Here is a 23,691-nt window from a genome sequence, read left to right on the forward strand (position 1 = left end):
CCTGGAGCTGCCGCTGCCGTAACCCTCAGTCCGCCCGCCCCGTCACCGCCACCGTCAGGCCCAGCCCGATCATCGTGAAGCCGCCCGCCCCGCCGATCATCGACAGGCGGCGGTCTGAGCGGGCGAACCAGGTGCGGGCCGCCGAGGCGGTGAGGCCCCAGAGGGTGTCCGTGACCAGGCCGATCGAGATGGGGATCAGGCCGAGCAGGAGCATCTGGGCGGGGGCGTGGCCGGCCGAGTGGTTCACGAACTGGGGGAGCACGGCGGCGAAGAACACGACGCCCTTGGGGTTGGTGAGGCCGACCAGGACCCCGTCAAGGACGGTCCGCAGGTCGCCGCGCGCCGGCTGCGTGGGCCGGGTGCTGATCGCCGAGGCCGTCAGCTGCCTGCGGTGCCGGAAGGCCTGGACGCCGAGGTAGACGAGGTAGGCCGCGCCGGCCAGCTTCACCACCAGGTACACGGTCACCGACCGTTCCACCAGCGAGCCGATCCCGACCGCCACCGCCACCACCAGCAGATACGAGCCGAAGACATTGCCGATGGCGGTCGCCACGGCAGTACGACGGCCGTGCGCCAGCGCCCGTCCGATCACGAACAGCACGCTCGGCCCCGGAATCACGATGACCAGCAGGGACATCGCGGCGAAGGCGAGGAAACGGTCGGTGGACACCATGGCTATCACTCCCGTCGGGCGACGCTCATTGAAACAGCCGTCCGCCACCGCCCTCTAGAGTCGGTCCCATGGAACTCCGGCAGCTCGGCTATTTCGTGGCGGTGGCCGAGGAGCTGCACTTCGGGCGGGCGGCCGAGCGGCTGCACATCGTGCAGTCCGCGGTGAGCATGCAGATACAGCGCCTGGAACGGGAGTTGGGCGCCGAACTGTTCGACCGGACTCCCCGGCGGGTGCGGCTGACGGGTGCCGGGGAGCGGCTGTTGCCCGAGGCGCGGGCCGTGCTGGCCGCGGCGGAACGGGCACGGGCGGCCGTCGCGCCGCCGGCCGGGCTGCGGATCGGGACCAGTACGGGGCTCGGCGCACACCTCGACCGGGTGCTCACCGCGTTCGCCCGCCGCGCGCCGGACGTGCCGGTGGAGCTGTTCTCGCTCCCGGTCGCCGAGCGCCTCGCCAGGGTCGCGGGCGGGCAGCTGGACGCCGCGTTCGTACGGGCCGTCGAGCCGGTGCCGGGCGTGCGGGTGCTGCCGCTGTGGCCCGACCCCCTGGTGGTCGCCCTCCCGGCCACCCACCCGCTCGCCGGGCGTCCCGAGATCGGCGTCGAGGAGCTGGCCGGGCTGCCCCTCTCCCTCACCGAGCGGCGCAACAACCCCGCCCTGGTCGACCTGGTCCTCGGCGCCTGTCACGAGGCCGGCTTCGAACCGGTGCCCGGACCGGCGAGCGGCTCCCTCCAGGACATCCTCGCCACCATCGGCAGCCGGCCCCTGTGGACGGTGGTGTACGCCTCCCACGCGCGCGTGCTGCGCAGCCCCCGGGTGGCCTTCGTGCCGTTCCGGGCGCCGGGCCTGGCCCTCCCGACCGGCCTCGCCGTGTCCGCCACCCCGCCCCCGCACCTGGACACCCTGCTCCTGGCCTGCGGCGATCACGAGAGCTGATCGCTGCGGTCGCGGTCTGCTTCTTGGTCGCGGAGGCCGGAAGCGATGGACTGGACCCACCGAAAAGCACCCCCGATCAAGGGAGTTCAGTCATGCCGATCGTCACCGTCCAGCAGGGGCCCCGGGACACCGAGCTCAAGCGGGACCTCGTCAAGCGCATCACCGACGCGTTCGTGGACGCGTACCGGATCCCGGCGGAGACCGTGCAGGTCTGGATCCACGAGGTCCCGACGGACAGCTGGGGCGCCGCGGGAAAGCTCACCGCGGACAAGTAGCGGGTTTCCGCGCACATGGACAGGGGGCGTTGCGGGCTGCTCGTGGTAGCCCGCAACGCCCCCTGGTCTCATACCTGAGGGGTACTCAGGAGACCTTTCTCGGTTACGAGTTGACCTGTGCGGTCACCAGGCTGGAGAAGGTGGTCAGCCGGGTGTAGACACCCGGGTAACCGGCCTCCGCGCAGCCCTCGCCCCAAGAAGTGATCCCTGCCAGGACGCCCCCGATGAGCAGGGGACCGCCGCTGTCGCCCTGGCAGGTGTCTACGCCGCCGGACGTGTATCCGGCGCAAACCATGTCGGACGCGATGAAGTCCGAACCGTAGGAGCTCTTGCAGCTGGAGTCGGACACGATCGGGACGGTCGCGGTCCGCAGCTGGTTGGAGGAGCTGCCGTTCTCCGAGGTGGTGCCCCAGCCGAGGATGCGGGCGGTGGTGCCGGCCGCGTACACGCTGGTCTGGGAGGAGGAGACGTACGACGCCGGGGTGTACGACATCGACGTCGAGAGGGTGAGGACGGCCACGTCGTCGCCGTTGGTGGCGTCCGTGTAGCTCGGGTTGATCCAGATCTTGCTGACCTTGCTGACCGTGCCGTTGGTGCCGTTCAGGTAGGTGCGCCCGCCGACGACTCTCACGCTGCTGGTGGTCTCGCCGACCATACAGTGGGCCGCCGTCACCACCTTGGTCGCCGAGACCAGGGTGCCGCCGCAGAACTGGTTCTGGGAGGCGTCCGTGATCTGCATCATGAACGGGTACGACGTCGTCGTGGTCGTCGAACCGCCGACGATGGGCTGGGGGGCTGCGACAGCGGTGGGGGCGCTGAGCAGGGCCGTGGCTGCGGCGGCAGCGGTCGCCGCGACGACGGCGGCGGTCTTCTTGGCGCGGTTGAGCCCGAACATGAGTCTCCTCAGTGGGGGTTGCCGGTGGGGGTCGCGCGGGTGTGGGGGTGGTGCACGGGGGTCGCGGGACCGACCCCCGTATGCCCGGGCGAGCGGCACGCCCTTAAGCTAGAACCCGGTGCGCCCTCACCCCAATGAGGGAACCCCCTAGGGGAGTTGGGCAGGGAAAACCCTCGGTCGCCCGCACAGTAGACCGACAGACCTCACTTGGTACGGCGCCCCGCCGCCAGTCGGACGATATCCACCCGAGAGCGGATGCCGAGCTTGCGGTAGACCCGTGTCAGGGTCGCCTCGACGGTCTTCACGCTGATGAACAGACGTGCCGCGATCTCCCGGTTGGTCGCGCCCTCCATGACCAGCGCGGCGACCTGACGTTCCATCGAGGCGAGACCCTCCAGGCCCGCCAGACCGTCCGAGCCCTCCGACGCGTCGGAGGGGGCATTCGGTTCCACCGGGGTCTCGGCGGCCGCCGCCTCCACCTGCCGCAGCCACGGCAGCGCCCGGCACCGCCGGAAGAGCCGGGCCGCCTCGTCGTACGACGTCGGTCCGGACCGGCCGCCGCGCAGCGAGGCCAGCGCGAACGCGGCCCGCGCCTCCTCCAGGCCGTATCCCAGCTTGGCCAGCCGGTCCTGAACGGACGTCAGCTGGGCGAGCGCGGCCTCCTGCTCCCCACGCGCGGCCCGTACGAGCGCCTCGGCCCGGTCGAGCACGGCCAGCACGCTCTCCCGGCCGAGCCGCAGCGCGTGCGCCCGGGCCCCGGCGACGAGCTCCTGCGCCTCGTCGACCTCGCCGATCCGGACCAGGGCCTCGGCGAGGTCGCCGTGCCAGCGGCCGCGGGCCGGGTCGTTGATGCCGAGCCCGTGCTCCAACTCCCGTACCCGGCGAAGCGAGTGCACCGCCCCCTCGGCGTCCCGGGCGACCAGCTGGGCGTGCCCGAGCGCGGTCAGCCCTCGCGAGATGTACATCTGGTCGCCGGCCTGCTCGGCCAGGTCGACCGCCTCCCGGCCGAGCGCCAGCGCCCGGTCCACGTCCCCGCCCGCGGCCTCGGCGAGGGAGGCGAGCACGGCGGAGGGCACCTCGCCGATCCCGGAGTCGCGGGCCAGCCGCATGGACTCCCGGGCCAGGTCGAGGGCGCGTCCGCAGTGCCCGGAGCGCAGTTCGGTCTCGGCCAGCAGGCGCACGAAGTGCACCTCGCTCTCGACCATGCCGCGCCGCCGCACCTCGCGCAGCAGCGCGCTGACCGTGGAGCGGGCCTCGGGCAGCTGGTCGCTCATGATCAGCCAGCGGAAGCGGGTCGCGCCCGCGCCGTTGTGATGGCAGGCCACCTCGGGGAGCTGAGGTTCCTTCAGCGCGCGCTTGATGGTCGCGGGACCCTCCGGGTGGCCCATCAGGATCTCGGTCTGCGCCTGGAACGAGAGCGCGAGCAGCTCGGTGCGCCGGTCACCGGCCCGGGCCGCCAGCTCCGCCGCGTGCGCCGCCTCCTGACGACCCTCGGCGAAGTCGCCCTCCACGACCAGGGCCCGCCAGGCCAGCTGGTAGTGGACCAGGGCGAGCAGCCGCGGGTCGTCGCCGGCGTCGGCCAGCACCTGCGGGTAGACGGTGTCGACCTCGCCGAGCGCCTGCCCGGCCGCCTCGATCACCACCATCCAGGCCCGCACCCGGTCGGCCGGCGCGGTCGCCCGGGTCAGCACCTCGCGGGCGATGTCCCGGGCCAGGTCCACCTCGCCCGCGGTGATCGCGTCCTCGGCGGCCTGGAGCCGGCGCTCGTCCGGGCCCGGGTCGTGGTCGGCCGGGGTGTGCCGGGCGGCGAGCAGGCCGAGCGACGCGGCGACCGAGGGTGCCCCGCGGTCCCGGGCCAGCGCGGCGGCCTCGGCGAGCCGGGCGGCGGCCTCCGGGTCGGTGCCGGTGGTCGCGAGGGCGAGGTGACGGGCCCGCTCGATCGGGTCGGAGGCGGCCGTGGACAGCGCGGCATGCGCGGCCCGCCGCTCCTGCGCGGGCGCCTCCGCGTACAGCGCGGCCGAGATCAGCGGATGCGCGAAGCGTACGGCGGGACCCTCGGGCTCCGTGGCGAGGAGCCCGAGTTCGGCCGCCTGGGCCGTCTCCGCCTCGGCGTTCTCCCGGCCGGCCGCGTGCAGCAGCGCCACCGTGGGGCGGGCGCCGGCGCTGGCCACCAGGAGGGTGCGGCGGGCCTCGGCGGAGAGCATCTCCAGACGGTTGAGGACGAGGGCGCGCAGCGAGGTCGGCACCGGCAGGGGCTCGCCGGGTCTCGGCGGGGTCGGGTTCTCCGCCAGGGCGCGGCCGAGCTCCAGGGCGAAGAGCGGGTTGCCGGCGCTGGTGCGGTGGATGTCGCGGACCGTGGAGCGGGGCAGGCCGGTGTAGCCGCGGTGGTCGAGCAGGACGGAGACCTGGGCGCGGGAGAACGCGCCGAGCCGTACGGCGAGGGTGTCCGGGGGTGACGCGCGTAGGTGGCGGTCGTACTCCTGGCCCTCCGTGCGCACCGCGCACAGCAGTTGCACCGGGGTGTCGCCGAGGCGGCGGGCGGCGAAGCCGAGGAGTTCGGCGCTGGCCGAGTCGAGCCACTGGAGGTCGTCGGCGACGATCAGGACGGGGCCCTCGGCGGCGAGTGCGCGCAGCGCGGACAGCACCGCGAGGCGCAGGGCGAGGGCGTCGCGCTGGAGGGTGGACTCGCGTCCGGTGAGCGCCGACTCCAGTGCCGTGCGCTGGGCCGCGGGCAGCTTCTCGGAGACCTCGTCGAGGACCAGGCCGAGCAGGTCGGCGAGGGCCAGGAACGGGAGGTGCGATTCGGACTCGGTCGCCGAGCAGCGCAACACGGTGCGGTCGGCTGTCCCATATTCGGATGCCAATGCCCGCAGGACGGTCGACTTTCCTATTCCGGCGGGGCCGTGGAGCAGCACACTGCCGCCGCGCGCGAGCTGCTCACGCGCGGCACCGATCAGCTCCTCCCGGCCGATGACCAGGTCGGGGCGGCATCTGGCAGGCTCCTTGAAGTCCCCTCGCACGGTCACCGCTCCCCTCCGTGTGTCGTGTCCGGACCAAATTCTAGGCAATGTCTCTTTGAAATTCGGACGGACGGGGTGGTGAGGGATATAACAATGGTGCAGCACACGGAAATTCAAAGCCCCGCCGCATGAATAGCGACCCGACCAACCGGTTGCCGGGAGCTACGGAAGCAGCCCCGTCCGGCGCGCCGCGGCGACCGCCTCGCCCCGGGTGTGGGCGCCCAGTTTGCGCATCGCCGAACGCAGGTAGCTCTTCACCGTCTCCGGGCGCAGCCCCAGCCGCTCCGAGGCGGCGGCGTTCGTCGCCCCGGCCGCCAGACAGGCCAGGACGTCCAGCTCACGGGGGGTGAGCCGGACCCCGGACGGACGCGGGGCGAGGGGCGCCGCCACCCCCGGTGTCAGCAGCTCACAGGCGTCGAGGAGTTCCGCACGCAGCGCCGGGTCGGCGATCCGCGGGGCCAGTGCGCGCAGCGCCGCGTGGGCCTCGCGCACCTGCTCCCAGACGGCGCCTGTGCCGGGGTCGCGGGCCGACTCGGTACGGATCGCCTGCCCGAGCAGCCCCCGCACCTGGTCCTGCACGGCCAGCGTCTGCTCGACGTCCCGCGCCGCCTCCATCGCCGCGTCCAGGGTGCGGTCGCCCAGCGGCTGGGGTGTGCGCAGGGCGCCGTACAGGACACCGCGCACCCGGCGCCGTACCACCACCGGGACCGCCAGGATCGAGCGGAGCCCCTCGGTCGCGACCGGGATGTCGTACTCGTGGCTGATCTGCCGCGACGAGGAGTAGTCGGTCACCGCGCACGGGCGGGCGAGGGCGACCGCCCGGCCGCCGAGGCCGTTGCCGGAGGTCACCGGGAGGCCGCTGAGCGCGGGGGTGGCGTTGCCGTTGAGCTCGCTGATCCGCACGTGCCGGCTGCCCGGCTCCACCAGGCCGCCGAAGGCGACCGGGAGCCCCGTGGTGCGCCGCAGCCGTACCAGCGCACTGCGTATCTCGACCGCCCCGGCCGCGTCTGCTGTCACCTGCTCAACCTTTCCCCGCAGTGGGATCCCCTGTTCGGGGCCCCTTTCCCACGACGCACCCCCGTTCGGGGGTAGTGAGACCTGCATCACGGATTACACGATGGCAGAGAGCCGCCCGGCAATGGTCCGGTCAGAGGAGGAAGCACGATGACTACGGCGACGGAGGACTTCCGGAGGGCGCGGGACTTCCTGCTGGAGCACCGCGAGGAGTACGCGAAGGCCTACGAGGGCTTCGCCTGGCCCCGGCCCGAGCGCTTCAACTGGGCGCTCGACTGGTTCGACGTCATCGCCGCCGGAAACGACGGGACCGCCCTGCACATCGTCGAGGAGGACGGCACCGAGGTCCGGGTCTCCTTCGCGGAGATGGCCGAGCGTTCCGACCGGGTGGCGAACTGGCTGCGCGGGCGCGGTGTCCGCCCCGAGGACCGCATCCTCGTGATGCTCGGCAACCAGGTCGAGCTGTGGGAGACCGCGCTGGCCGCGATGAAGCTGCGGGCCGTCGTCATCCCGGCCACCCCGCTGCTCGGCCCCGCCGACCTGCGCGACCGGGTCGAGCGGGGGCGCGTGAAGCACGTGCTGGTACGGGCGGCGGACATCGGCAAGTTCGACGAGGTGCCCGGCCGCTACACCCGTACCGCGGTCGGCGGCGGGCAGGGGGAGTGGCGGGCGTACGAGGAGGCGTACAGCGCCTCCGCCGACTTCACGCCGGACGGGCCGACGATGGCCGACGACCCGCTGATGCTGTACTTCACCTCGGGCACGACCGCCCGCCCCAAGCTGGTCGAGCACACCCACACCTCGTACCCGGTCGGCCATCTCGCGACGATGTACTGGGTCGGCCTCAAGCCCGGTGACGTGCACCTGAACATCTCCTCGCCCGGCTGGGCCAAGCACGCCTGGTCCAACCTCTTCGCGCCGTGGAACGCGGAGGCGACGGTCTTCATCCACAACTACACCCGCTTCGACGCGGGCCGCCTGATGGCCGAGATGGACCGCGCGGGGGTGACGACCTTCTGCGCCCCGCCGACCGTGTGGCGCATGCTCATCCAGGCCGACCTGACCCAGCTGCGCACCAAGCCGCGCGAGGCCGTGGCTGCCGGTGAGCCCCTCAACCCCGAGGTCATCGAGCAGGTCCGGCGGGCCTGGGGCGTCACCATCCGGGACGGCTTCGGACAGACCGAGACCGCCGTGCAGGTCGCCAACAGCCCGGGGCAGGCGCTGAAGACCGGCTCGATGGGGCGGCCCAGCCCCGGGTACAAGGTCGAGCTCCTCGACCCGGTGACCGGCGCGCCCGGCGCCGCCGAGGGCGAGATCGCCCTCGACCTGTCCGCCCGGCCGGTCGGCCTGATGACCGGCTACCACGGCGACCCCGACCGTACGGCGGAGTCGATGGCCGGCGGCTACTACCGCACCGGCGACATCGGCTCGCGGGACGAGGACGGCTACATCACGTACGTCGGCCGGGCCGACGACGTCTTCAAGGCGTCCGACTACAAGATCTCCCCGTTCGAGCTGGAGAGCGCCCTGCTGGAGCACGAGGCCGTGGCCGAGGCCGCCGTCGTGCCCGCACCGGACGAGCTGCGGCTCGCCGTGCCCAAGGCGTACATCGTGCTCGCCGAGGGCTGGCAGCCCGGCCCCGACACCGCCAAGGTGCTCTTCGAGCACTCCCGCGAGGTCCTGGCGCCGTACAAGCGCATCCGCCGCCTCGAGTTCGGCGCGCTGCCCAAGACCGTCTCCGGCAAGATCCGCCGGATCGAGCTGCGTGAGGCCACGGCGGCCGGCTCGGCCGACGAGTACCGCGAGGAGGACTTCCGGTGACCTCTCAGTCGTCGTACACACACGGAACCAGCGACACGACCCTGCTCGGCGACACCATCGGCGCCAACCTGGACCGGGCCGTGGCGCGGTGGCCGGAGCGCGAGGCACTGGTCGACGTGCCGTCGGGGCGGCGCTGGACCTACGCCCAGTTCGGCGCGGACGTCGACGAGTTGGCGCGGGCGCTGGTCGCGAGCGGGGTGGCGAAGGGCGACCGGGTCGGCATCTGGGCGATCAACTGCCCCGAGTGGGTGCTGGTCCAGTACGCCACCGCGCGCATCGGCGCGATCATGGTGAACATCAACCCGGCCTACCGCACCCACGAGGTCGAGTACGTCCTCAACCAGGCCGGCATCTCCCTGCTCTTCGCCTCGCTCAGTCACAAGACCAGCGACTACCGGGCGATGGTCGACCAAGTGCGGGGCAGGTGCGCCGAGTTGCGTGAGGTCGTGTACATCGGCGACCCGAGCTGGGCGGCACTGCTGGGGCGCGCGGCGCCCGAGGCCGCGTACGAACCACTCTCCTGCGACGACCCCGTCAACATCCAGTACACCTCGGGCACCACGGGCTTCCCGAAGGGCGCCACCCTCTCCCACCACAACATCCTCAACAACGGTTATTTCGTCGGGGAGTTGATCGCCTACACCGAGCAGGACCGGATCTGTGTCCCGGTGCCCTTCTACCACTGCTTCGGCATGGTGATGGGCAACCTGGCGGCCACCTCGCACGGCGCCTGCATGGTCATCCCGGCCCCGTCCTTCGAGCCGAAGGCCACGCTGGAGGCGGTCCAGCAGGAGCGGTGCACGTCGTTGTACGGCGTCCCGACCATGTTCATCGCGGAGTTGAACCTCCCCGACTTCGCGACGTACGACCTGTCGTCGCTGCGCACCGGCATCATGGCGGGCTCGCCGTGCCCGGTGGAGGTGATGAAGCGGGTGGTCGCCGAGATGCACATGGAGCAGGTCTCCATCTGCTACGGCATGACGGAGACGTCCCCGGTCTCGCTCCAGACGCGGATGGAGGACGACCTGGAGCACCGCACGGGGACGGTCGGCCGGGTCCTGCCGCACATCGAGGTGAAGGTCGTCGACCCGGCCACGGGAGTGACCCAACCCCGGGGCGAGGCGGGCGAGTTGTGCACCCGAGGCTACAGCGTGATGCTCGGCTACTGGAACGAGCCCGAGAAGACCGCCGAGGCCGTCGACCCCGGCCGCTGGATGCACACGGGCGACCTCGCCATGATGCGCGACGACGGTTACGTCGAGATCGTCGGCCGGATCAAGGACATGATCATCCGGGGCGGCGAGAACATCTACCCGCGCGAGATCGAGGAGTTCCTCTACGGCCATCCGAAGATCGCGGACGTCCAGGTGGTCGGCGTACCCCACGAGAAGTACGGCGAGGAGGTCCTGGCCTGCGTCATCCCGCGCGACCCGGCGGACCCGCCGACGCCGGCGGAGCTGCGGGCGTACTGCGAGGGGCGGCTGGCGCACTACAAGGTGCCGAGCCGGGTGCAGATCCTGGAGGCCTTCCCCATGACGGTGTCGGGGAAGGTGCGGAAGATCGAATTGCGGGAGAAGTACAGCGCCCCGTAAGGGGCCCGCAGATGCTCACACGCCTCGCGTATCCATGTCGTCGGCCAGGTCGTTCACCGGCTGTGGCGTGCCCGTGAGGTCCAGCACGAACAGAGGGACGCCGAGGGAGTCGGCGCGGGCGCGGGCTTCGCCGGCGTAACCCGCGAGGGAGAAGTAGACGCAGGTCGCCGACTCCGTCATGGCGGTCAGCCACAGGCACTCCACGTCCCGTGACGAGGCCGGGCGCACCGTCGGGTCGACCTGCGCCAGCAGCCCGCGCGCGGCGATGCCGATGCCCGACGGCGGCCGCTGGTCGGCCCGCCGGATGTCCCGGTACCCGAGCCAGCGCAGATACAGCGCGGCGGCCGTCACGGCGTCCCGTGCGGTGCGGATGGTGACGGGCTGGAAGCGGGGGCGCCGGCCTTGCGGCTCGCGGGCGCGGGCCGGTTTCGGAGCGGGGGCCGGCTCCGCCCACGGCCAGGTCTCGGCGCTCGCCTCGTCCGCGCCGTCCGGCTCGGCCTCCTTCGCCACCGGCACCCGCAGCAGCGTCCCGCACGGGCAGCCCAGTTCCGGGCGGGGCCACTGGTCGCTGCGGCCGCAGGAGGTGCAGCGCAGGGTGATCCAGTCCTCTTCCCAGACGGGATGGGTGACGGCCGTCGCCGTGCCGTGCCGGTCCAGCGGTGGGGCGACCGGCGCCCCGCACACGCACGGATACGACGGCGCCGAGTAGAGGTGCTCCCGCCGGCAGGCCGGACAGCGCACCGAGACGCTCTCGGACATGGCCCACATCGTCCTCCAGCGGACCCCCGCTTGTCCCTCTCTTGACTGCCTTCACCCACCGGCCTACATTGCTTCCAGATAGTAGAAAATAGTTTCCACAATACGGAAAAGCTCACCGCGGGGCGCGACGGGGGTGCTGGTCCGACAGCCGAGGCAGGAGTACTCGATGGCACGTATGACCGCTGCCCGCGCGGCAGTTGAGATCCTCAAGCGTGAAGGTGTCGGCGACGCGTTCGGTGTGCCGGGCGCGGCGATCAACCCCTTCTACGCGGCGCTCAAGGCCTCCGGCGGGATCAATCACACCCTCGCCCGCCATGTCGAGGGCGCCTCGCACATGGCCGAGGGGTACACGAGGACCCACGCGGGCAACATCGGTGTCTGCATCGGCACCTCCGGTCCCGCCGGCACCGACATGATCACGGGCCTGTACTCCGCGATCGGCGACTCGATCCCGATCCTGTGCATCACGGGCCAGGCGCCGACCGCCGTGATCCACAAAGAGGACTTCCAGGCCGTCGACATCGCCTCGATCGCCAAGCCGGTCACCAAAATGGCGGTCACGGTGCTGGAGGCGGCGCAGGTTCCCGGCGTCTTCCAGCAGGCCTTCCACCTGATGCGGTCCGGCCGTCCCGGGCCGGTCCTGATCGACCTGCCGATCGACGTCCAGCTCACCGAGATCGAGTTCGACCCGGAGACGTACGAGCCGCTCCCGGTCTACAAGCCGGCCGCGAGCCGCGCCCAGATCGAGAAGGCGATCGGGATGCTGAACGCGTCCGAGCGCCCGCTGATCGTCGCCGGCGGCGGTGTCATCAACGCCGACGCGGCCGAACTCCTCGTCGAGTTCGCCGAGTTGACCGGCACCCCGGTCGTCCCGACGCTGATGGGCTGGGGCCTGCTCCCCGACGACCACGAGCTGAACGCCGGCATGGTCGGCCTCCAGACCTCGCACCGCTACGGCAACGCGACCTTCCTGGAGTCCGACTTCGTCCTCGGCATCGGCAACCGCTGGGCCAACCGCCACACCGGCAAGCTGGACGTGTACACGGCCGGCCGCAAGTTCGTGCACGTCGACGTCGAGCCGACCCAGATCGGCAAGATCTTCGCCCCGGACTACGGCATCGCCTCCGACGCCAAGGCCGCCCTTGAGCTCTTCGTCGAGGTGGCAAGGGAGTTGAAGGCGGCGGGCAGGCTCCCCGACCGCAGCGCCTGGGCCGCGTCCGCGCAGGAGAAGAAGGCGAGCCTCCAGCGCCGTACGCACTTCGACGACATCCCGATCAAGCCGCAGCGTGTCTACGAGGAGATGAACAAGGCCTTCGGCCCGGAGACCCGGTACGTCTCCACCATCGGCCTCTCACAGATCGCCGGCGCCCAGATGCTGCACGTCTTCAAGCCGCGGCACTGGATCAACTGCGGCCAGGCGGGCCCCCTCGGCTGGACCGTCCCGGCCGCGTTGGGCGTCGCCAAGGCCGACCCTGAGGCGCAGGTCGTCGCCCTGTCCGGGGACTACGACTTCCAGTTCATGATCGAGGAGCTGGCGGTCGGCGCGCAGCACAGGATCCCGTACGTGCACGTCCTGGTGAACAACGCCTACCTGGGCCTGATCCGGCAGGCGCAGCGGGCGTTCGAGATCGACTTCCAGGTCAACCTGGAGTTCGAGAACATCAACTCGCCCGAGCTGGGCGTCTACGGCGTCGACCACGTCAAGGTCGCCGAGGGCCTCGGCTGCAAGGCGATCCGCGTGACCGACCCGGCGGAGCTGGGCGCGGCCCTGGAGCAGGCGAAGAAGCTCGCCGCCGAGTACCAGGTCCCGGTCGTCGTCGAGGCGATCCTGGAGCGCGTCACCAACATCGCGATGTCGACCACCAACGACATCTCCAACGTGGTGGAGTTCGAGGAGCTCGCGACGGAGCCGGCGCACGCGCCGACCTCCATCAGGACGCTGAAGGTCTGACACCCGTAGACCAAGAGGGCGGCCCGACCGGATGGTTGGGCCGCCCTCTTCTGTCCCCCGTTCCCGTGGCGAGGCCCGCCGCCCCCGTGTCGGCGGGCCCCGCGCTACGAGAATGTGCCCGCCCAGGGGGGCGGTTGAAGCCTCTTGAATCAGATTCAGAGCTGGATTTGAGGATTGCGTAGACGTCCTACGTCCCCAGGTGTACGCGCGTAGTACGCCGTCACGGCTGCTCGTGGTGCTCCGACAGGCCCGGCCAGTCGTCCGGGCCGCCGCCCTGCCATTCGATCAGCTCGCTGCCCTCCACGTCGGTGACGTAGAGGTCGGCGAGGCGCAGGATCTCGCCGACGTCGTCCACGTGCGTGGCGACGCCCAGGGTCTCGTCTCCGTCGGTCACCCGCCGGGAGCCGTCCAGCGCCGGCGAGTGCACCACGATGTGCGGATGCTCGGTTGGATGTGCCATGCCTTCAGCGTCCTGCCGAAGGGGCGTGGACGCACCCCGTACGCAACGAAAGGCGCCGGATGCGGGACCGTTCCGCATCCGGCGCCTTCCGCCCGGTGAGGTCTTCTGTTGTGGCTGGGACCGCGGCGGCTGCGACGGAACCGCGGCGCCTCCTCCCTCAGGTCGAAGAGGAAGCGCCCGGACCTTCACCACCGCACTGGCTCGCACACCGCCGCGGTCCTTGCCTCGCCCGCGTGCCGCCGACCGGCCACCCCTCATCCGGGCCGTTCGGCAGACGCGGGCCGTCCGTGTCAGTCCTCGCGCAGGGCGCGGACCGCCTCCTCCACGCGCCTGCCGTACTCCGGGTCGGCGGCGTGGAAGTGGGCCAGGTTCTTCTCGATCACGTCGTCGCGGGAGACCTGGGAGAGGCCGCCGGCGATGTTGGCGACCAGCCGGGACCGCTCGTCCTCGGACATCAGGCGGTACAGCTCGCCCGCCTGGAAGAAGTCGTCGTCCTTGGTGTGCTGCGCGGCCTCGTGGGTGCCGGTCCAGCCGCTGACCGCCAGCGGGGCCGACAGGGCGCGACCCGTCTCGGCCGGTCCGTCGTAGGAGTTCGGCTCGTAGTTCTTCGCCGCGCGGCCCTGGGAGTTGGTCGCCATGAGACCGTCGCGGCCGTAGTTCTGCGCGGTCGTCGCCTTCGGGGCGTTGACGGCGAGCAGGGTGTGGTTGACGCCCAGGCGGTAGCGGTGGGCGTCCGCGTAGGCGAACAGGCGGCCCTGGAGCATCTTGTCCGGCGAAGGACCGATGCCGGGCACGAAGTTGTTCGGGGCGAACGCGGCCTGCTCGACCTCGGCGAACACGTTGTCCGGGTTGCGGTCGAGGACCAGGCGGCCCACCCGCCGCAGCGGGAAGTCCTTGTGCGGCCACACCTTGGTGAGGTCGAAGGGGTTGAAGCGGTACTCCGCCGCCTCGGCCGCGGGCATGATCTGGACGTAGAGGGTCCAGGACGGGTTCACGCCCCGCTCGATCGCCTGGAGCAGGTCGGTCTGGTGCGAGTTGGCGTCCTTGCCCGCGAGCTCCGCGCCCTGCTCTGCGGAGAGGCTGCGGACACCCTGGTTGGTCTTGAAGTGGTACTTGACGAAGAAGGCCTCGCCCTCGGCGTTCGTCCACTGGTACGTGTGGGACCCGTAACCGTTCATGTGGCGGTACGACGCCGGGATGCCGCGGTCGCCCATCAGCCAGGTCACCTGGTGCGTGGCCTCGGGGGCGTGCGCCCAGAAGTCCCAGACGTTGTCCGGCTCCTGCTTCCCGGTGAACGGGTCGCGCTTCTGCGAGTGGATGAAGTCCGGGAACTTGATCGGGTCCTTGATGAAGAAGACCGGGGTGTTGTTCCCGACGAGGTCGTAATTGCCCTCTTCGGTATAGAACTTGACGGCGAAGCCGCGCGGGTCGCGGACCGCGTCCGCGCCGCCGAGCGAGTCGGCCACGGTCGAGAAGCGCAGGAACAGCTCGGTGCGCTTGCCCACGGTGCTCAGGAAGTCGGCGTACGTGAAACCGGTGACGTCGTCCGTCACCTCGAAGTAGCCGTAGGCGCCGGAACCGCGGGCGTGCACCACACGCTCCGGGATGCGCTCGCGGTTGAAGCGGGCGAGCTTCTCCAGGAGGTGCTGGTCCTGGAGGAGGAGCGGGCCGCCGACGCCGGCGGAGGCTGAGTTCTGGTTGTCGGCGACCGGGGCGCCGGACTCGGTGGTGAGCACGCGCTTCGACATCTGGACCTTCCGTACGGTGTCAGCGGAAATTCATTTCCGCTTCGTGGAGCCTAGAAGTGGAGGACTGGAGCGTCAACAGTTTGTTGAAGTGGATTCCGGGCGGCGCCGCCGCCTGGGCGCGACAGGACAGATGTCAGCAGCGGCGCCGCCCGGGGTCTCGAGGTGCGTCAGACCTGGGCGCCGGACAGGCGCTCCACGGCCCGCAGCAGGGCGGAGTGGTCCAGGCCGCCGTCGCCCTGGGCGCGCAGGCTCGCGACCAGCTGGGCGACCACCGCGCCGACCGGCAGGGCCGCGCCGACGTTGCGGGCGGCGTCGGTGACGATGCCCATGTCCTTGTGGTGCAGGTCGATGCGGAAGCCCGGCTTGAAGTCGCGGTTGAGGAAGTTGTCCTTCTTGCGCGTCAGCACGGTCGAGCCCGCCAGGCCGCCGTTGAGGACGTCCAGCGCTGCCTTGAGGTCCACGCCCGACTTCTCCAGGAAGACCACGGCCTCGGCGCACGCCTGGATGTTCACGGCGACGATCAGCTGGTTGGCCGCCTTCACGGTCTGACCCGAGCCGTGCGGACCGCACAGCACGATGGTCTTGCCGAGGGCCTCCAGGATCGGCAGCGCCGCGTCGAAGTCGGCCTGCTCGCCGCCGACCATGATGGACAGCACGGCCTCGATGGCACCGGCCTCGCCGCCGGACACGGGCGCGTCCAGGACGCGGATGCCCTTGTCCTGGGCGGCCTTCGCGAGGTCGACGGAGGTCTGCGGGGTGATCGAGGACATGTCGATCAGCAGTGCGCCGGACTTCGCGTTCTCCAGGATGCCGGCGGGGCCGTAGGAGATGGCCTCGACCTGCGGGGACGCGGGCACCATCGTGACGATCACGTCGGCGTCGCGCACGGCCTCGGCGATGGACCCGGCCACGCTGCCGCCGGCGGCAGCCAGGCGGTCCAGCTTGTCCTGCTCCAGGGTGAAGCCGGTGACGTCGTAACCCGCCTTGATGAGGTTCTCGGACATGGGGGAGCCCATGATGCCGAGGCCTATCCAGGCGATCTTGGGAAGGTTGCTCATGAGGGTGCCTCTCGAATACAGGGGGTCAGCGGGACAGCCAGTCGAAGGCCTCGGCGCTCGAGCGGTCGCCCGGCTTGTACTCCAGGCCCACCCAGCCGTCGTAACCGGCCTTCTTCAGCTGGTCGAGGAGCTCCTCCAGCGGGAGCGAGCCGGTGCCCGGGGCGCCGCGGCCGGGGTTGTCGGCGATCTGCACGTGGCCGGTCTTCTCGGCGTACCGCTCGATCACCGACGGCAGGTCCTCGCCGTTCATGGACAGGTGGTAGAGGTCCATGAGGAACTTCGCGTTGCCCAGTCCCGTCGCCTCGTTGACCTTGTCGACGACGCCGACGCCGGCCGGGGCGGTCACCAGCGGGTAGAGCGGTGACTCCGGCTTGTTGAGGGTCTCGATCAGCAGGATCGCGCCGATCCGGTCGGCGGCCCGGGCGGCCAGGACCAGGTTCTCCAGGGCCAGCGCGTCCTGCTCCGCCGGGTCCACGCCCTCGACGCGGTTGCCGTACAGGGCGTTGAGCGCCTTGCAGCCGAGGGAGGCGGCGAAGTCGGCGGCCACGTCGATATTGGCGCGGAACCGCTCCGACTCCTCGCCCGGGATCGAAAGGGCGCCGCGGTCGGGGCCGGGCAGCTGACCGGCGTAGAAGTTCAGGCCCGTGAGCTGGACGCCCGCGTCCTCGATCGCCTTCTTCAGGGCGTCGAGCTCGGACTGCTCGGGGGTGGGGGAGTCGACCCAGGGCCACCACAGCTCGACCGCGGTGAAGCCCGCCGCGGCGGCGGCCGCGGGGCGCTCCAGGAGCGGGAGTTCCGTGAAGAGGATCGACAGGTTGACGTTGAAGCGCTGCTCTGCGAAGCCCATCTGGGTCGGCGCTCCCTTCCGTGTCGAGTGATTCCGTATTGCGGAAGTTTCTTTCTGCTTAACGGAAGACTGCCTGTGGTGGGGCGGGGCTGTCAAGTACTCTGAGGTGGTGGCCCGGTCCAACGACGAGGTCGCCGCGCTGCTCCAGGAGTACGCGGACCTCATCTCGATCACCGGCGGAGACGCCTTCAAGGCGCGCGTCTACGAGAAGGCCGCACGCGCCGTCGGCGGCCACCACGCCGACGTGTCGACCCTCGATCTCAAGGGCCTCCAGGAGATCCCGAACGTCGGGAAGTCCATCGCCCAGAAGGTCCGCGAGTACTTCGACGGCGGCAGTGTGGCCGCCGTCGAGGAGCTACGGGCGAGGATCCCCGCCGGGGTGCGACGGCTGACGGCCATCCCGACGCTCGGCCCCAGGAAGGCGATGGCGGTCTACGAGGAGCTGGGCGTCTCGTCGGTCGACGAACTCGCCGACGCCATCCGGGAGGAGCGCCTCCGCGACCTCAAGGGCTTCGGCCCCAGGACGGAGGAGAACATCCTCCACGGCATCGAGCTGCTGAGGTCCTCGGGCGGCCGGGTCCGGATCGACGTAGCCATGGATCTGGCCGACGACATCGTGGCCGCGCTCTCCGCGGTGACCGGCTGCAAGCGGTGCACCTACGCCGGTTCGCTGCGCCGGGGCCGCGAGACCATCGGCGACATCGACATCCTCGCCGCGTCCACGAAGCCCGCGCCGATCATGCGCGCCTTCACCGAACTGCCGTACGTCACCGAGGTGATCGGCACAGGCGAGAAGAAGACGTCCGTGCGCACCGGCAAGGGCCTCAACGTCGACCTGCGCGTCGTACCGCCGGACTCCTGGGGCGCGGCCCTCCAGTACTTCACCGGCTCCAAGGCGCACAACATCCGCACCCGCGAGCGGGCCGTGCACCAGAAGCTGAAGCTCTCCGAGTACGGGCTCTTCGACGTCGAGAGCGGCGAGAAGATCGTCTCCGAGACCGAGGAGGAGGTGTACGACCGGCTCGGGCTGCCCTGGATCCCGCCCACCCTGCGCGAGGACCGCGGGGAGATCGAGGCCGGGCTGCGGGACGAGCTGCCCGGCCTGGTCGCCGAGGCCGACCTGCGCGGCGATCTGCACACCCACACCGACCTCACCGACGGGCTCGCCCCGCTGGAGGAGATGGCCGAGGCGGCCGCCGGGCGCGGTTACGCCTACTACGCGATCACCGACCACGGGCCCGACCTGGCCATGCAGCGCATGACCGACGAGCGGATGCTGGCCCAGCGGGAACGGGTGCGCGAGCTGGACGGGACGTATCCCACCAAAGGGCGGCGCGGTGGGCTGCGGCTGCTGCACGGGGCCGAGTTGAACATCGGGCCCGAGGGCGAGGTGGACTGGCCGGAGGACTTCCTCGCCGGGTTCGACCTGTGCGTGGCCTCCGTGCACTCGCACTTCAACCAGGGGCGCGAGGCCCTCACCCGGCGGCTCGTGCGGGCCTGCGAGAACCCCTGTGTCAACATCATCGGCCACCCCACGACCCGGCTCATCGGCAGGCGGCCCGCCATCGACGCCGATCTCGACGAGGTCTTCGCCGCCTGCGCCCGCACCGGCACGGCCCTGGAGATCAACGCCCACCCCGACCGCCTCGACCTGCGCGACGAGGACATCCTGCGGGCCCGGCGGTACGGCGTGAAGTTCGCCGTGAACAGCGACGCGCACGCGGTCCCGCACCTGGCCAACATGCGCTACGGCATCGGGACCGCCCAGCGCGGCTGGCTGACGGCGGACGACGTGATCAACACCTGGCCGGAGCGCAGGCTGCGGGGCTTTCTGCGGAAGGGCGGGCGGTGAGGGGGATCAGCTGCGTCAGCCCGTCGCGGCGGCCTTCTGCCCCGACGGGGCCACGGCGTACCACTTCGCGTCCTTGCCCTGGCCGTTCGCCTGGCCGGCGGCCGTGTCGCCCACGTACCGGTAGAGCGGCCAGCCGCCGAGGGTGACCTGCCGCTCGCCGTTGCGGTGCACCACGCCGAGCAGGCTCTGGTCGACTCCCTCGGCCGGGACGGAGTCCTCCTGCACGATGACCGGCAGCCAGGTCTTGGTGCACGTACCGGAACACGTCCACTTGGAGGGATTCGGCTCGTCGTTGTCGAAGCGGTAGAGGGTCAGCCCTTTGTCGTCCGTGACCACATTGCCCATGCCCTGCATCGCCTTGGCCGCCACGAGAGTGGTCGTCTCCGTCTGGGCGCCGCTCGGGGTGCCGCCGGCGGCCGGTGCGGAGGTCTCCGGCGCGGAGGTGTCCGGTGCGGAGGTCACGGGAGCCGACGTGGCCGGGGCGACCGCGCCGGTGCCGCCGTCGCCGTCCGAGGAGCCGCAGGCCGCCAGCAGGAGCGCGGAGGCGAGCCCCACGAGGGGCAGGGCGATGCGTCGCGGGATCAAGGAGTCGTCCTTCGTCGGGAGTCGCGTCTTCTCGCCCCCTCTGTACGTCGGCCGGCTCCCGCTCTCTCAGCCGCCGACGGCACATGACGCACTCTTGACCATCGCGGCGCCCGCCCGACGACAGCTCCCGGGTTCCGGGCAGGGCGGTGGCATGCCCCCGTCGGCTAGGGTCGCCTCGTGCGATTGAGAGTGGAGTTCACGACCGAACCGTTCGATCTCGACGAGGCCCCCGCGCACGCCCTGGTCGCCCGCGAGGTCGTCGAGTCGGCCGAGCTGGACGCGGTGGACGTCGGGCCCTTCGGCAACACGGCGGAGGGCGGCGCGGACGCGGTCCTGACCGCCGTGGACGCCCTGTTGCGCAGGTCCCTGGCCGCCGGTGCCACCCGCATCTCGCTGCAGGTCAACGTGATCGGGGAGGGCGCCGAGTGACCGGCACCGGGGACGAGCCGTTCATCACGGCCGTGAAGCCGCTGGTCGACGCCATGGGCGGGGAGATGCTGCCGCCCGACGAGGCCGGCCCCGACGACGTCGTGCTCACCTGGGAGGGCGTCGACGCCGTAGCCGTACGCCTGCCGCAGCTCGCGGACTCCCTCGACCACATCCTGGCCGCCATGGAGCGCAAGCAGGGCAAGCCGCTGGCCGAGCTGGACCGCAAGGCCAAGCAGGAGGTCGTACGGATACTCGAGGCCCGTGGCGCCTTCGCCGTGCGGCACGGCGTGGAGACCGTCGCGGGCGCGCTGGGCGTCAGCCGGTTCACGGTTTACAACTACCTGAACCGTGAGAAGGAGAGTTGAGCGTCTCCAGGGCTGCGCCGATGGGGTTTGTTACCCCGAATTTTCAACAAAGTGTTGACGGGGTGTTGCGTGGAGGCGTTAGCTGACCCCCGTGACTTCGACTTCCGCGTCCCCTGGTCTGGCCCGGTTCAACGCCCTGGAGGAGCACGCGGCGTACGCCGCCCTCCACGAGGCGTGTGCCTCCGTGACCTGGGCGAAGCGGCTGCTGGCCGCCCGCCCGTACGCCACCGCCGACGACCTCTGTGCCGCCAGTGACGCCGCCATGGCCGAGCTGACCACCGCGGATCTGGAAGAGGCGATGGCCGGCCACCCGCCCATCGGCCGCCCCAAGGAGGGCGACCCGACCTCGGCCAGGGAGCAGGCCGGCATGTCGGGTGCCGGGGCGGACCTCAAGGCCGAGATGCTCGAACTGAACCTGGCCTACCAGGACAGGTTCGGCCATGTCTTCCTGATCTGCGCCACCGGCCGGACCGGCGAGCAGATGCGCGACGCGGTCAAGGAGCGGATCGGCAACTCGCCGGAGCAGGAGCGGGAGATCGTCCGCACCGAGCTGGGGAAGATCAACCGTATCCGGCTCGCCCGCATCGTCGATGAGGACGTCTGAGAATGAGTACGAGCACCACCGCATCCGTGTCCACGCACATCCTGGACACCAGCCTCGGCCGCCCCGCCGAGGGCGTCGCCGTCGAGCTCTCCGCCCGCGGCGGCCGGGACGCCGACTGGCAGGCGCTCGGCGGGTCCGCGACCGACGCGGACGGGCGGTGCAAGGACCTTCCGGGCCTGCCGGAGGGCACCACACATGTACGGCTCGACTTCGCCGTGGAGCCGTATTTCGAGAAGAAGCAAGCCGATGCGCAGCAGGACGCCCCCGCGAATCGGGACAGCGGTGCCGTGTTCTTCCCGGAGGTGGCGATCACCTTCGCCGTGAAGCCCGGGGAGCACTATCACGTACCGCTGCTGCTCAACCCGTTCGGCTACTCCGTTTACCGAGGGAGCTAGCTATGCCCACCATCCTGGGACAGAACCAGTACGGCAAGGCCGAGAACCGAGTCGTAAAGATCACGCGGGACGGCGCCACCCACCACATCAAGGACCTCAACGTATCCGTGGCGCTGAGCGGCGACATGGACGAGGTCCACTACTCCGGCTCCAACGCCAACGTGCTGCCGACCGACACCACCAAGAACACGGTGTACGCGTTCGCCAAGGAGCACGGCATCGAGTCGGCCGAGCAGTTCGGCATCCACCTCGCCCGTCACTTCGTGACGAGTCAGGAGCCGATCCACACGGCGCGCATCCGGATCGAGGAGTACGCCTGGGAGCGCATCGCCGCCTCCGACGCCAACTCCCGGTTCATCGGGGCGGACGAGGTCAAGCACTCCTTCGTGCGCAAGGGCCAGGAGACCCGGGTCACGCAGATCACCTACGACGGTTCGTCGTGGGAGGTCGTCTCCGGCCTGAAGGACCTCGTCGTGATGAACTCGACGAACTCCGAGTTCTGGGGCTACGTCAAGGACAAGTACACGACGCTCCAGGAGGCGTACGACCGCATCCTGGCCACCCAGGTCTCGGCCCGCTGGCGGTTCAACTGGACCGACGACGAGCAGCGGATGCCCAACTGGGAGAAGTCCTACGAGCAGACCAAGAAGCACATGCTCCAGGCCTTCGCCGAGACGTACTCGCTCTCGCTCCAGCAGACCCTCTACCAAATGGGTTCGCGCATCATCAACAACCGGAGCGAGATCGACGAGGTCCGCTTCTCGCTGCCGAACAAGCACCACTTCCTCGTCGACCTGGAGCCCTTCGGGCTGAAGAACGACAACGAGGTGTACTTCGCGGCCGACCGGCCCTACGGCCTGATCGAGGCGACGATCCTGCGGGACGGCTGCGAGCCGAAGATCCCGGTGGACCTCACCAACCTCTGACCAACTCCATTTGCGGCACCCGTGGCCGGGGAGTCCCGCTCCCCGGCCCGGTACTCAAATCCCCGGGTCCTGCCGTGCCCTCTCCACCCAGCGCAAAGGACGAATCATGGCAGCAGACCGGCGCATCGTCATCGAGAACTGTTCGATCGCGACCGTCGACGCGAACGACACCGAGTACGCGAGCGGACATGTCGTCATCGTCGGCAACCGCATCGAGTCCCTCGGCGCGGGCAGGGCCCCCGATGGCCTGGAGAACGTCGTACGCCGAATCGACGCCTCCGGCCATCTGGTGACCCCCGGCCTGGTCAACACCCACCACCACTACTACCAGTGGATCACCCGGGGCCTGGCCACCGACCACAACCTCTTCAACTGGCTCGTCGCGCTGTACCCGACCTGGGCGCGCATCGACGAGCCGATGGTGTCCGCGGCCGCGCAGGGCTCCCTCGCGATGATGGCCCGCGGTGGCGTGACGACGGCCATGGACCACCACTACGTCTTCCCGGCCGGCTCCGGCGACCTGTCCGGCGCGATCATCCGCGCCGCCCGCGAGATGGGCGTCCGCTTCACCCTCGCCCGCGGCTCCATGGACCGCAGCGAGAAGGACGGCGGCCTGCCCCCGGACTTCGCCGTCGAGACCCTGGAAGGCGCCCTCTCCGCGACCGAGGCCACCGTCAAGGAGCACCACGACGCCTCCTTCGACGCGATGACCCAGGTCGCCGTCGCCCCCTGCTCGCCCTTCTCCGTCTCCACCGAACTCCTGCATGAGGGCGCCGAGTTGGCGCGCCGCCTCGGGGTGCGCCTGCACACCCACGGCTCGGAGACCGTCGAGGAGGAGCAGTTCTGCAAGGAACTGTTCGGCATGGGCCCGACCGACTACTTCGAGTCCACCGGCTGGCTCGGCGAGGACGTGTGGATGGCGCACTGCGTCCATATGAACGACTCCGACATCGCCGCCTTCGGCCGTACGAAGACCGGTGTCGCCCACTGTCCCTCGTCCAACGCCCGCCTCGCGGCCGGCATCGCCCGCGTCCCCGACATGCTCGCCGCCGGCGTCCCGGTCGGCCTCGGCGTCGACGGCACCGCCTCCAACGAGTCCGGCGAACTCCACACCGAACTGCGCAACGCCCTCCTCATCAACCGCCTCGGCGCCCACCGCGAGGCCGCCCTCAACGCCCGCCAGGCGCTGCGCCTCGGCACCTATGGCGGCGCCCAAGTCCTGGGCCGCGCAAGCGAGATCGGCTCCCTGGAGCCCGGCAAGCTCGCCGACCTGGTGCTGTGGAAGCTGGACACCCTGGCCCACGCCTCCATCGCCGACCCGGTCACCGCGCTCGTCTTCGGCGCGGCGGCGCCGGTCACCGCCTCCTTCGTGGGCGGCACGCAGATCGTCGAGAACAACCGCCTGCTGACCGTCGACGAGGACGCCATCGCCCGCTCCACGCGGGCCGAGGCACAGCGGCTGGCGAAGATCGCCGGTCACTGAGCCTCGT

The 23,691-nt window shown here is 70.8% G+C and carries 22 protein-coding genes; 12 read left to right on the forward strand and 10 right to left on the reverse strand.

All coding sequences use genetic code 11. The features are described 5' to 3' along the window. Window positions 1-25: 25 nt before the first annotated feature. A complete protein-coding gene (locus tag ACQEWB_RS39390) occupies window positions 26-673 on the reverse strand; it encodes a LysE family translocator (protein WP_432839859.1) in 648 nt (215 codons plus the stop codon). A 68-nt stretch (window positions 674-741) separates the two neighbouring features. On the opposite strand from ACQEWB_RS39390, the gene ACQEWB_RS39395 reads away from it, so the two are divergent. Continuing rightward, window positions 742-1,605, forward strand: coding sequence for a LysR substrate-binding domain-containing protein (locus tag ACQEWB_RS39395; RefSeq protein ID WP_432839861.1), 864 nt, complete (start codon window positions 742-744; stop codon window positions 1,603-1,605). Window positions 1,606-1,697: 92 nt separating this feature from the next. Next, entirely contained in the window at window positions 1,698-1,880 is a 183-nt protein-coding gene (dmpI, locus tag ACQEWB_RS39400; protein ID WP_030940445.1) for a 4-oxalocrotonate tautomerase DmpI, read from the forward strand. Window positions 1,881-1,983: 103 nt separating this feature from the next. Here the strand turns inward: dmpI and ACQEWB_RS39405 are convergent, their stop codons facing one another. From ACQEWB_RS39405 to ACQEWB_RS39415, 3 genes are all read right to left on the reverse strand, one after another. Next, window positions 1,984-2,775, reverse strand: a complete 792-nt coding sequence (locus tag ACQEWB_RS39405; protein WP_432839864.1) for a S1 family peptidase — start codon at window positions 2,773-2,775, stop codon at window positions 1,984-1,986. 203 nt (window positions 2,776-2,978) lie between these two features. Continuing rightward, on the reverse strand, window positions 2,979-5,801 hold the full coding sequence (locus ACQEWB_RS39410) for a helix-turn-helix transcriptional regulator (RefSeq protein WP_432839866.1): 2,823 nt from the start codon (window positions 5,799-5,801) through the stop codon (window positions 2,979-2,981). Between the two features lie 156 nt (window positions 5,802-5,957). Further along, window positions 5,958-6,812, reverse strand: coding sequence for a response regulator transcription factor (locus ACQEWB_RS39415; protein WP_432839868.1), 855 nt, complete (start codon window positions 6,810-6,812; stop codon window positions 5,958-5,960). A 147-nt stretch (window positions 6,813-6,959) separates the two neighbouring features. On the opposite strand from ACQEWB_RS39415, the gene ACQEWB_RS39420 reads away from it, so the two are divergent. Further along, entirely contained in the window at window positions 6,960-8,630 is a 1,671-nt protein-coding gene (locus tag ACQEWB_RS39420) for an AMP-binding protein (protein ID WP_432839870.1), read from the forward strand. Next, the gene (locus ACQEWB_RS39425; protein ID WP_432839872.1) at window positions 8,627-10,222 is read left to right on the forward strand and encodes an AMP-binding protein; all 1,596 of its coding nucleotides are present in this window, start codon (window positions 8,627-8,629) and stop codon (window positions 10,220-10,222) included. Before ACQEWB_RS39420 ends, ACQEWB_RS39425 begins: the two co-directional genes overlap by 4 nt. A 15-nt stretch (window positions 10,223-10,237) precedes the next feature. Here the strand turns inward: ACQEWB_RS39425 and ACQEWB_RS39430 are convergent, their stop codons facing one another. After that, complete coding sequence (locus ACQEWB_RS39430; protein ID WP_432839874.1) at window positions 10,238-10,981, reverse strand: hypothetical protein; 744 nt, start codon at window positions 10,979-10,981, stop codon at window positions 10,238-10,240. A gap of 166 nt (window positions 10,982-11,147) precedes the next feature. Between ACQEWB_RS39430 and gcl the strand changes: the two genes are divergently transcribed. Then, window positions 11,148-12,932, forward strand: coding sequence for a glyoxylate carboligase (gene gcl / locus ACQEWB_RS39435; RefSeq protein ID WP_432839876.1), 1,785 nt, complete (start codon window positions 11,148-11,150; stop codon window positions 12,930-12,932). Between the two features lie 220 nt (window positions 12,933-13,152). On the opposite strand, the gene ACQEWB_RS39440 is transcribed toward gcl, so the two are convergent. The 4 genes from ACQEWB_RS39440 to ACQEWB_RS39455 form a co-directional block, all read right to left on the reverse strand. Next, complete coding sequence (locus ACQEWB_RS39440; protein ID WP_432839878.1) at window positions 13,153-13,392, reverse strand: hypothetical protein; 240 nt, start codon at window positions 13,390-13,392, stop codon at window positions 13,153-13,155. Between the two features lie 290 nt (window positions 13,393-13,682). Continuing rightward, complete coding sequence (locus ACQEWB_RS39445; RefSeq protein WP_432839880.1) at window positions 13,683-15,140, reverse strand: catalase; 1,458 nt, start codon at window positions 15,138-15,140, stop codon at window positions 13,683-13,685. Window positions 15,141-15,307: 167 nt separating this feature from the next. Then, window positions 15,308-16,198 (reverse strand): 2-hydroxy-3-oxopropionate reductase, encoded by an 891-nt coding sequence (locus ACQEWB_RS39450; RefSeq protein ID WP_432839882.1) that lies wholly within the window; start codon window positions 16,196-16,198, stop codon window positions 15,308-15,310. Window positions 16,199-16,223: 25 nt separating this feature from the next. Then, entirely contained in the window at window positions 16,224-17,045 is an 822-nt protein-coding gene (locus ACQEWB_RS39455) for a TIM barrel protein (RefSeq protein WP_432839884.1), read from the reverse strand. 109 nt (window positions 17,046-17,154) lie between these two features. Here ACQEWB_RS39455 and polX point away from each other — a divergent pair, with 109 nt between their 5' ends. Then, the gene (gene polX / locus ACQEWB_RS39460; RefSeq protein WP_432839886.1) at window positions 17,155-18,897 is read left to right on the forward strand and encodes a DNA polymerase/3'-5' exonuclease PolX; all 1,743 of its coding nucleotides are present in this window, start codon (window positions 17,155-17,157) and stop codon (window positions 18,895-18,897) included. A gap of 15 nt (window positions 18,898-18,912) precedes the next feature. Here the strand turns inward: polX and ACQEWB_RS39465 are convergent, their stop codons facing one another. Further along, the gene (locus ACQEWB_RS39465) at window positions 18,913-19,482 is read right to left on the reverse strand and encodes a hypothetical protein (protein ID WP_432839888.1); all 570 of its coding nucleotides are present in this window, start codon (window positions 19,480-19,482) and stop codon (window positions 18,913-18,915) included. 177 nt (window positions 19,483-19,659) lie between these two features. Between ACQEWB_RS39465 and ACQEWB_RS39470 the strand changes: the two genes are divergently transcribed. The 6 genes from ACQEWB_RS39470 (at window position 19,660) to ACQEWB_RS39495 (ending at window position 23,684) form a co-directional block, all read left to right on the forward strand. Then, entirely contained in the window at window positions 19,660-19,911 is a 252-nt protein-coding gene (locus ACQEWB_RS39470; protein WP_432839890.1) for a hypothetical protein, read from the forward strand. Then, a complete protein-coding gene (locus ACQEWB_RS39475; protein ID WP_432839892.1) occupies window positions 19,908-20,276 on the forward strand; it encodes a helix-turn-helix domain-containing protein in 369 nt (122 codons plus the stop codon). Before ACQEWB_RS39470 ends, ACQEWB_RS39475 begins: the two co-directional genes overlap by 4 nt. Before the next feature lie 91 nt (window positions 20,277-20,367). Continuing rightward, window positions 20,368-20,880 (forward strand): 2-oxo-4-hydroxy-4-carboxy-5-ureidoimidazoline decarboxylase, encoded by a 513-nt coding sequence (gene uraD / locus ACQEWB_RS39480; RefSeq protein ID WP_432839894.1) that lies wholly within the window; start codon window positions 20,368-20,370, stop codon window positions 20,878-20,880. A 2-nt stretch (window positions 20,881-20,882) separates the two neighbouring features. Then, complete coding sequence (gene uraH, locus ACQEWB_RS39485) at window positions 20,883-21,275, forward strand: hydroxyisourate hydrolase (RefSeq protein ID WP_432839896.1); 393 nt, start codon at window positions 20,883-20,885, stop codon at window positions 21,273-21,275. A gap of 2 nt (window positions 21,276-21,277) precedes the next feature. Continuing rightward, a complete protein-coding gene (pucL, locus tag ACQEWB_RS39490; protein WP_432839898.1) occupies window positions 21,278-22,201 on the forward strand; it encodes a factor-independent urate hydroxylase in 924 nt (307 codons plus the stop codon). Window positions 22,202-22,307: 106 nt separating this feature from the next. Continuing rightward, entirely contained in the window at window positions 22,308-23,684 is a 1,377-nt protein-coding gene (locus ACQEWB_RS39495) for an 8-oxoguanine deaminase (RefSeq protein ID WP_432839900.1), read from the forward strand. The last annotated feature ends 7 nt before the right edge of the window (window positions 23,685-23,691 follow it).

Source organism: Streptomyces sp. CA-249302 (assembly GCF_050936785.1).
Taxonomy (GTDB): Bacteria; Actinomycetota; Actinomycetes; order Streptomycetales; family Streptomycetaceae; genus Streptomyces.

Excerpts from the sequence above, each read along its gene's own strand:
- ACQEWB_RS39450 (WP_432839882.1), bottom strand. The coding sequence starts at position 16,198 with ATGAGCAACCTTCCCAAGATCGCCTGGATAGGCCTCGGCATCATGGGC.
- ACQEWB_RS39445 (WP_432839880.1), bottom strand. The coding sequence starts at position 15,140 with ATGTCGAAGCGCGTGCTCACCACCGAGTCCGGCGCCCCGGTCGCCGAC.
- uraH (WP_432839896.1), top strand. The coding sequence starts at position 20,883 with ATGAGTACGAGCACCACCGCATCCGTGTCCACGCACATCCTGGACACC.
- pucL (WP_432839898.1), top strand. The coding sequence starts at position 21,278 with ATGCCCACCATCCTGGGACAGAACCAGTACGGCAAGGCCGAGAACCGA.
- ACQEWB_RS39390 (WP_432839859.1), bottom strand. The coding sequence starts at position 673 with ATGGTGTCCACCGACCGTTTCCTCGCCTTCGCCGCGATGTCCCTGCTG.
- ACQEWB_RS39495 (WP_432839900.1), top strand. The coding sequence starts at position 22,308 with ATGGCAGCAGACCGGCGCATCGTCATCGAGAACTGTTCGATCGCGACC.
- ACQEWB_RS39395 (WP_432839861.1), top strand. The coding sequence starts at position 742 with ATGGAACTCCGGCAGCTCGGCTATTTCGTGGCGGTGGCCGAGGAGCTG.
- dmpI (WP_030940445.1), top strand. The coding sequence starts at position 1,698 with ATGCCGATCGTCACCGTCCAGCAGGGGCCCCGGGACACCGAGCTCAAG.
- ACQEWB_RS39420 (WP_432839870.1), top strand. The coding sequence starts at position 6,960 with ATGACTACGGCGACGGAGGACTTCCGGAGGGCGCGGGACTTCCTGCTG.
- ACQEWB_RS39440 (WP_432839878.1), bottom strand. The coding sequence starts at position 13,392 with ATGGCACATCCAACCGAGCATCCGCACATCGTGGTGCACTCGCCGGCG.
- gcl (WP_432839876.1), top strand. The coding sequence starts at position 11,148 with ATGGCACGTATGACCGCTGCCCGCGCGGCAGTTGAGATCCTCAAGCGT.
- ACQEWB_RS39430 (WP_432839874.1), bottom strand. The coding sequence starts at position 10,981 with ATGTCCGAGAGCGTCTCGGTGCGCTGTCCGGCCTGCCGGCGGGAGCAC.
- ACQEWB_RS39405 (WP_432839864.1), bottom strand. The coding sequence starts at position 2,775 with ATGTTCGGGCTCAACCGCGCCAAGAAGACCGCCGCCGTCGTCGCGGCG.
- ACQEWB_RS39455 (WP_432839884.1), bottom strand. The coding sequence starts at position 17,045 with ATGGGCTTCGCAGAGCAGCGCTTCAACGTCAACCTGTCGATCCTCTTC.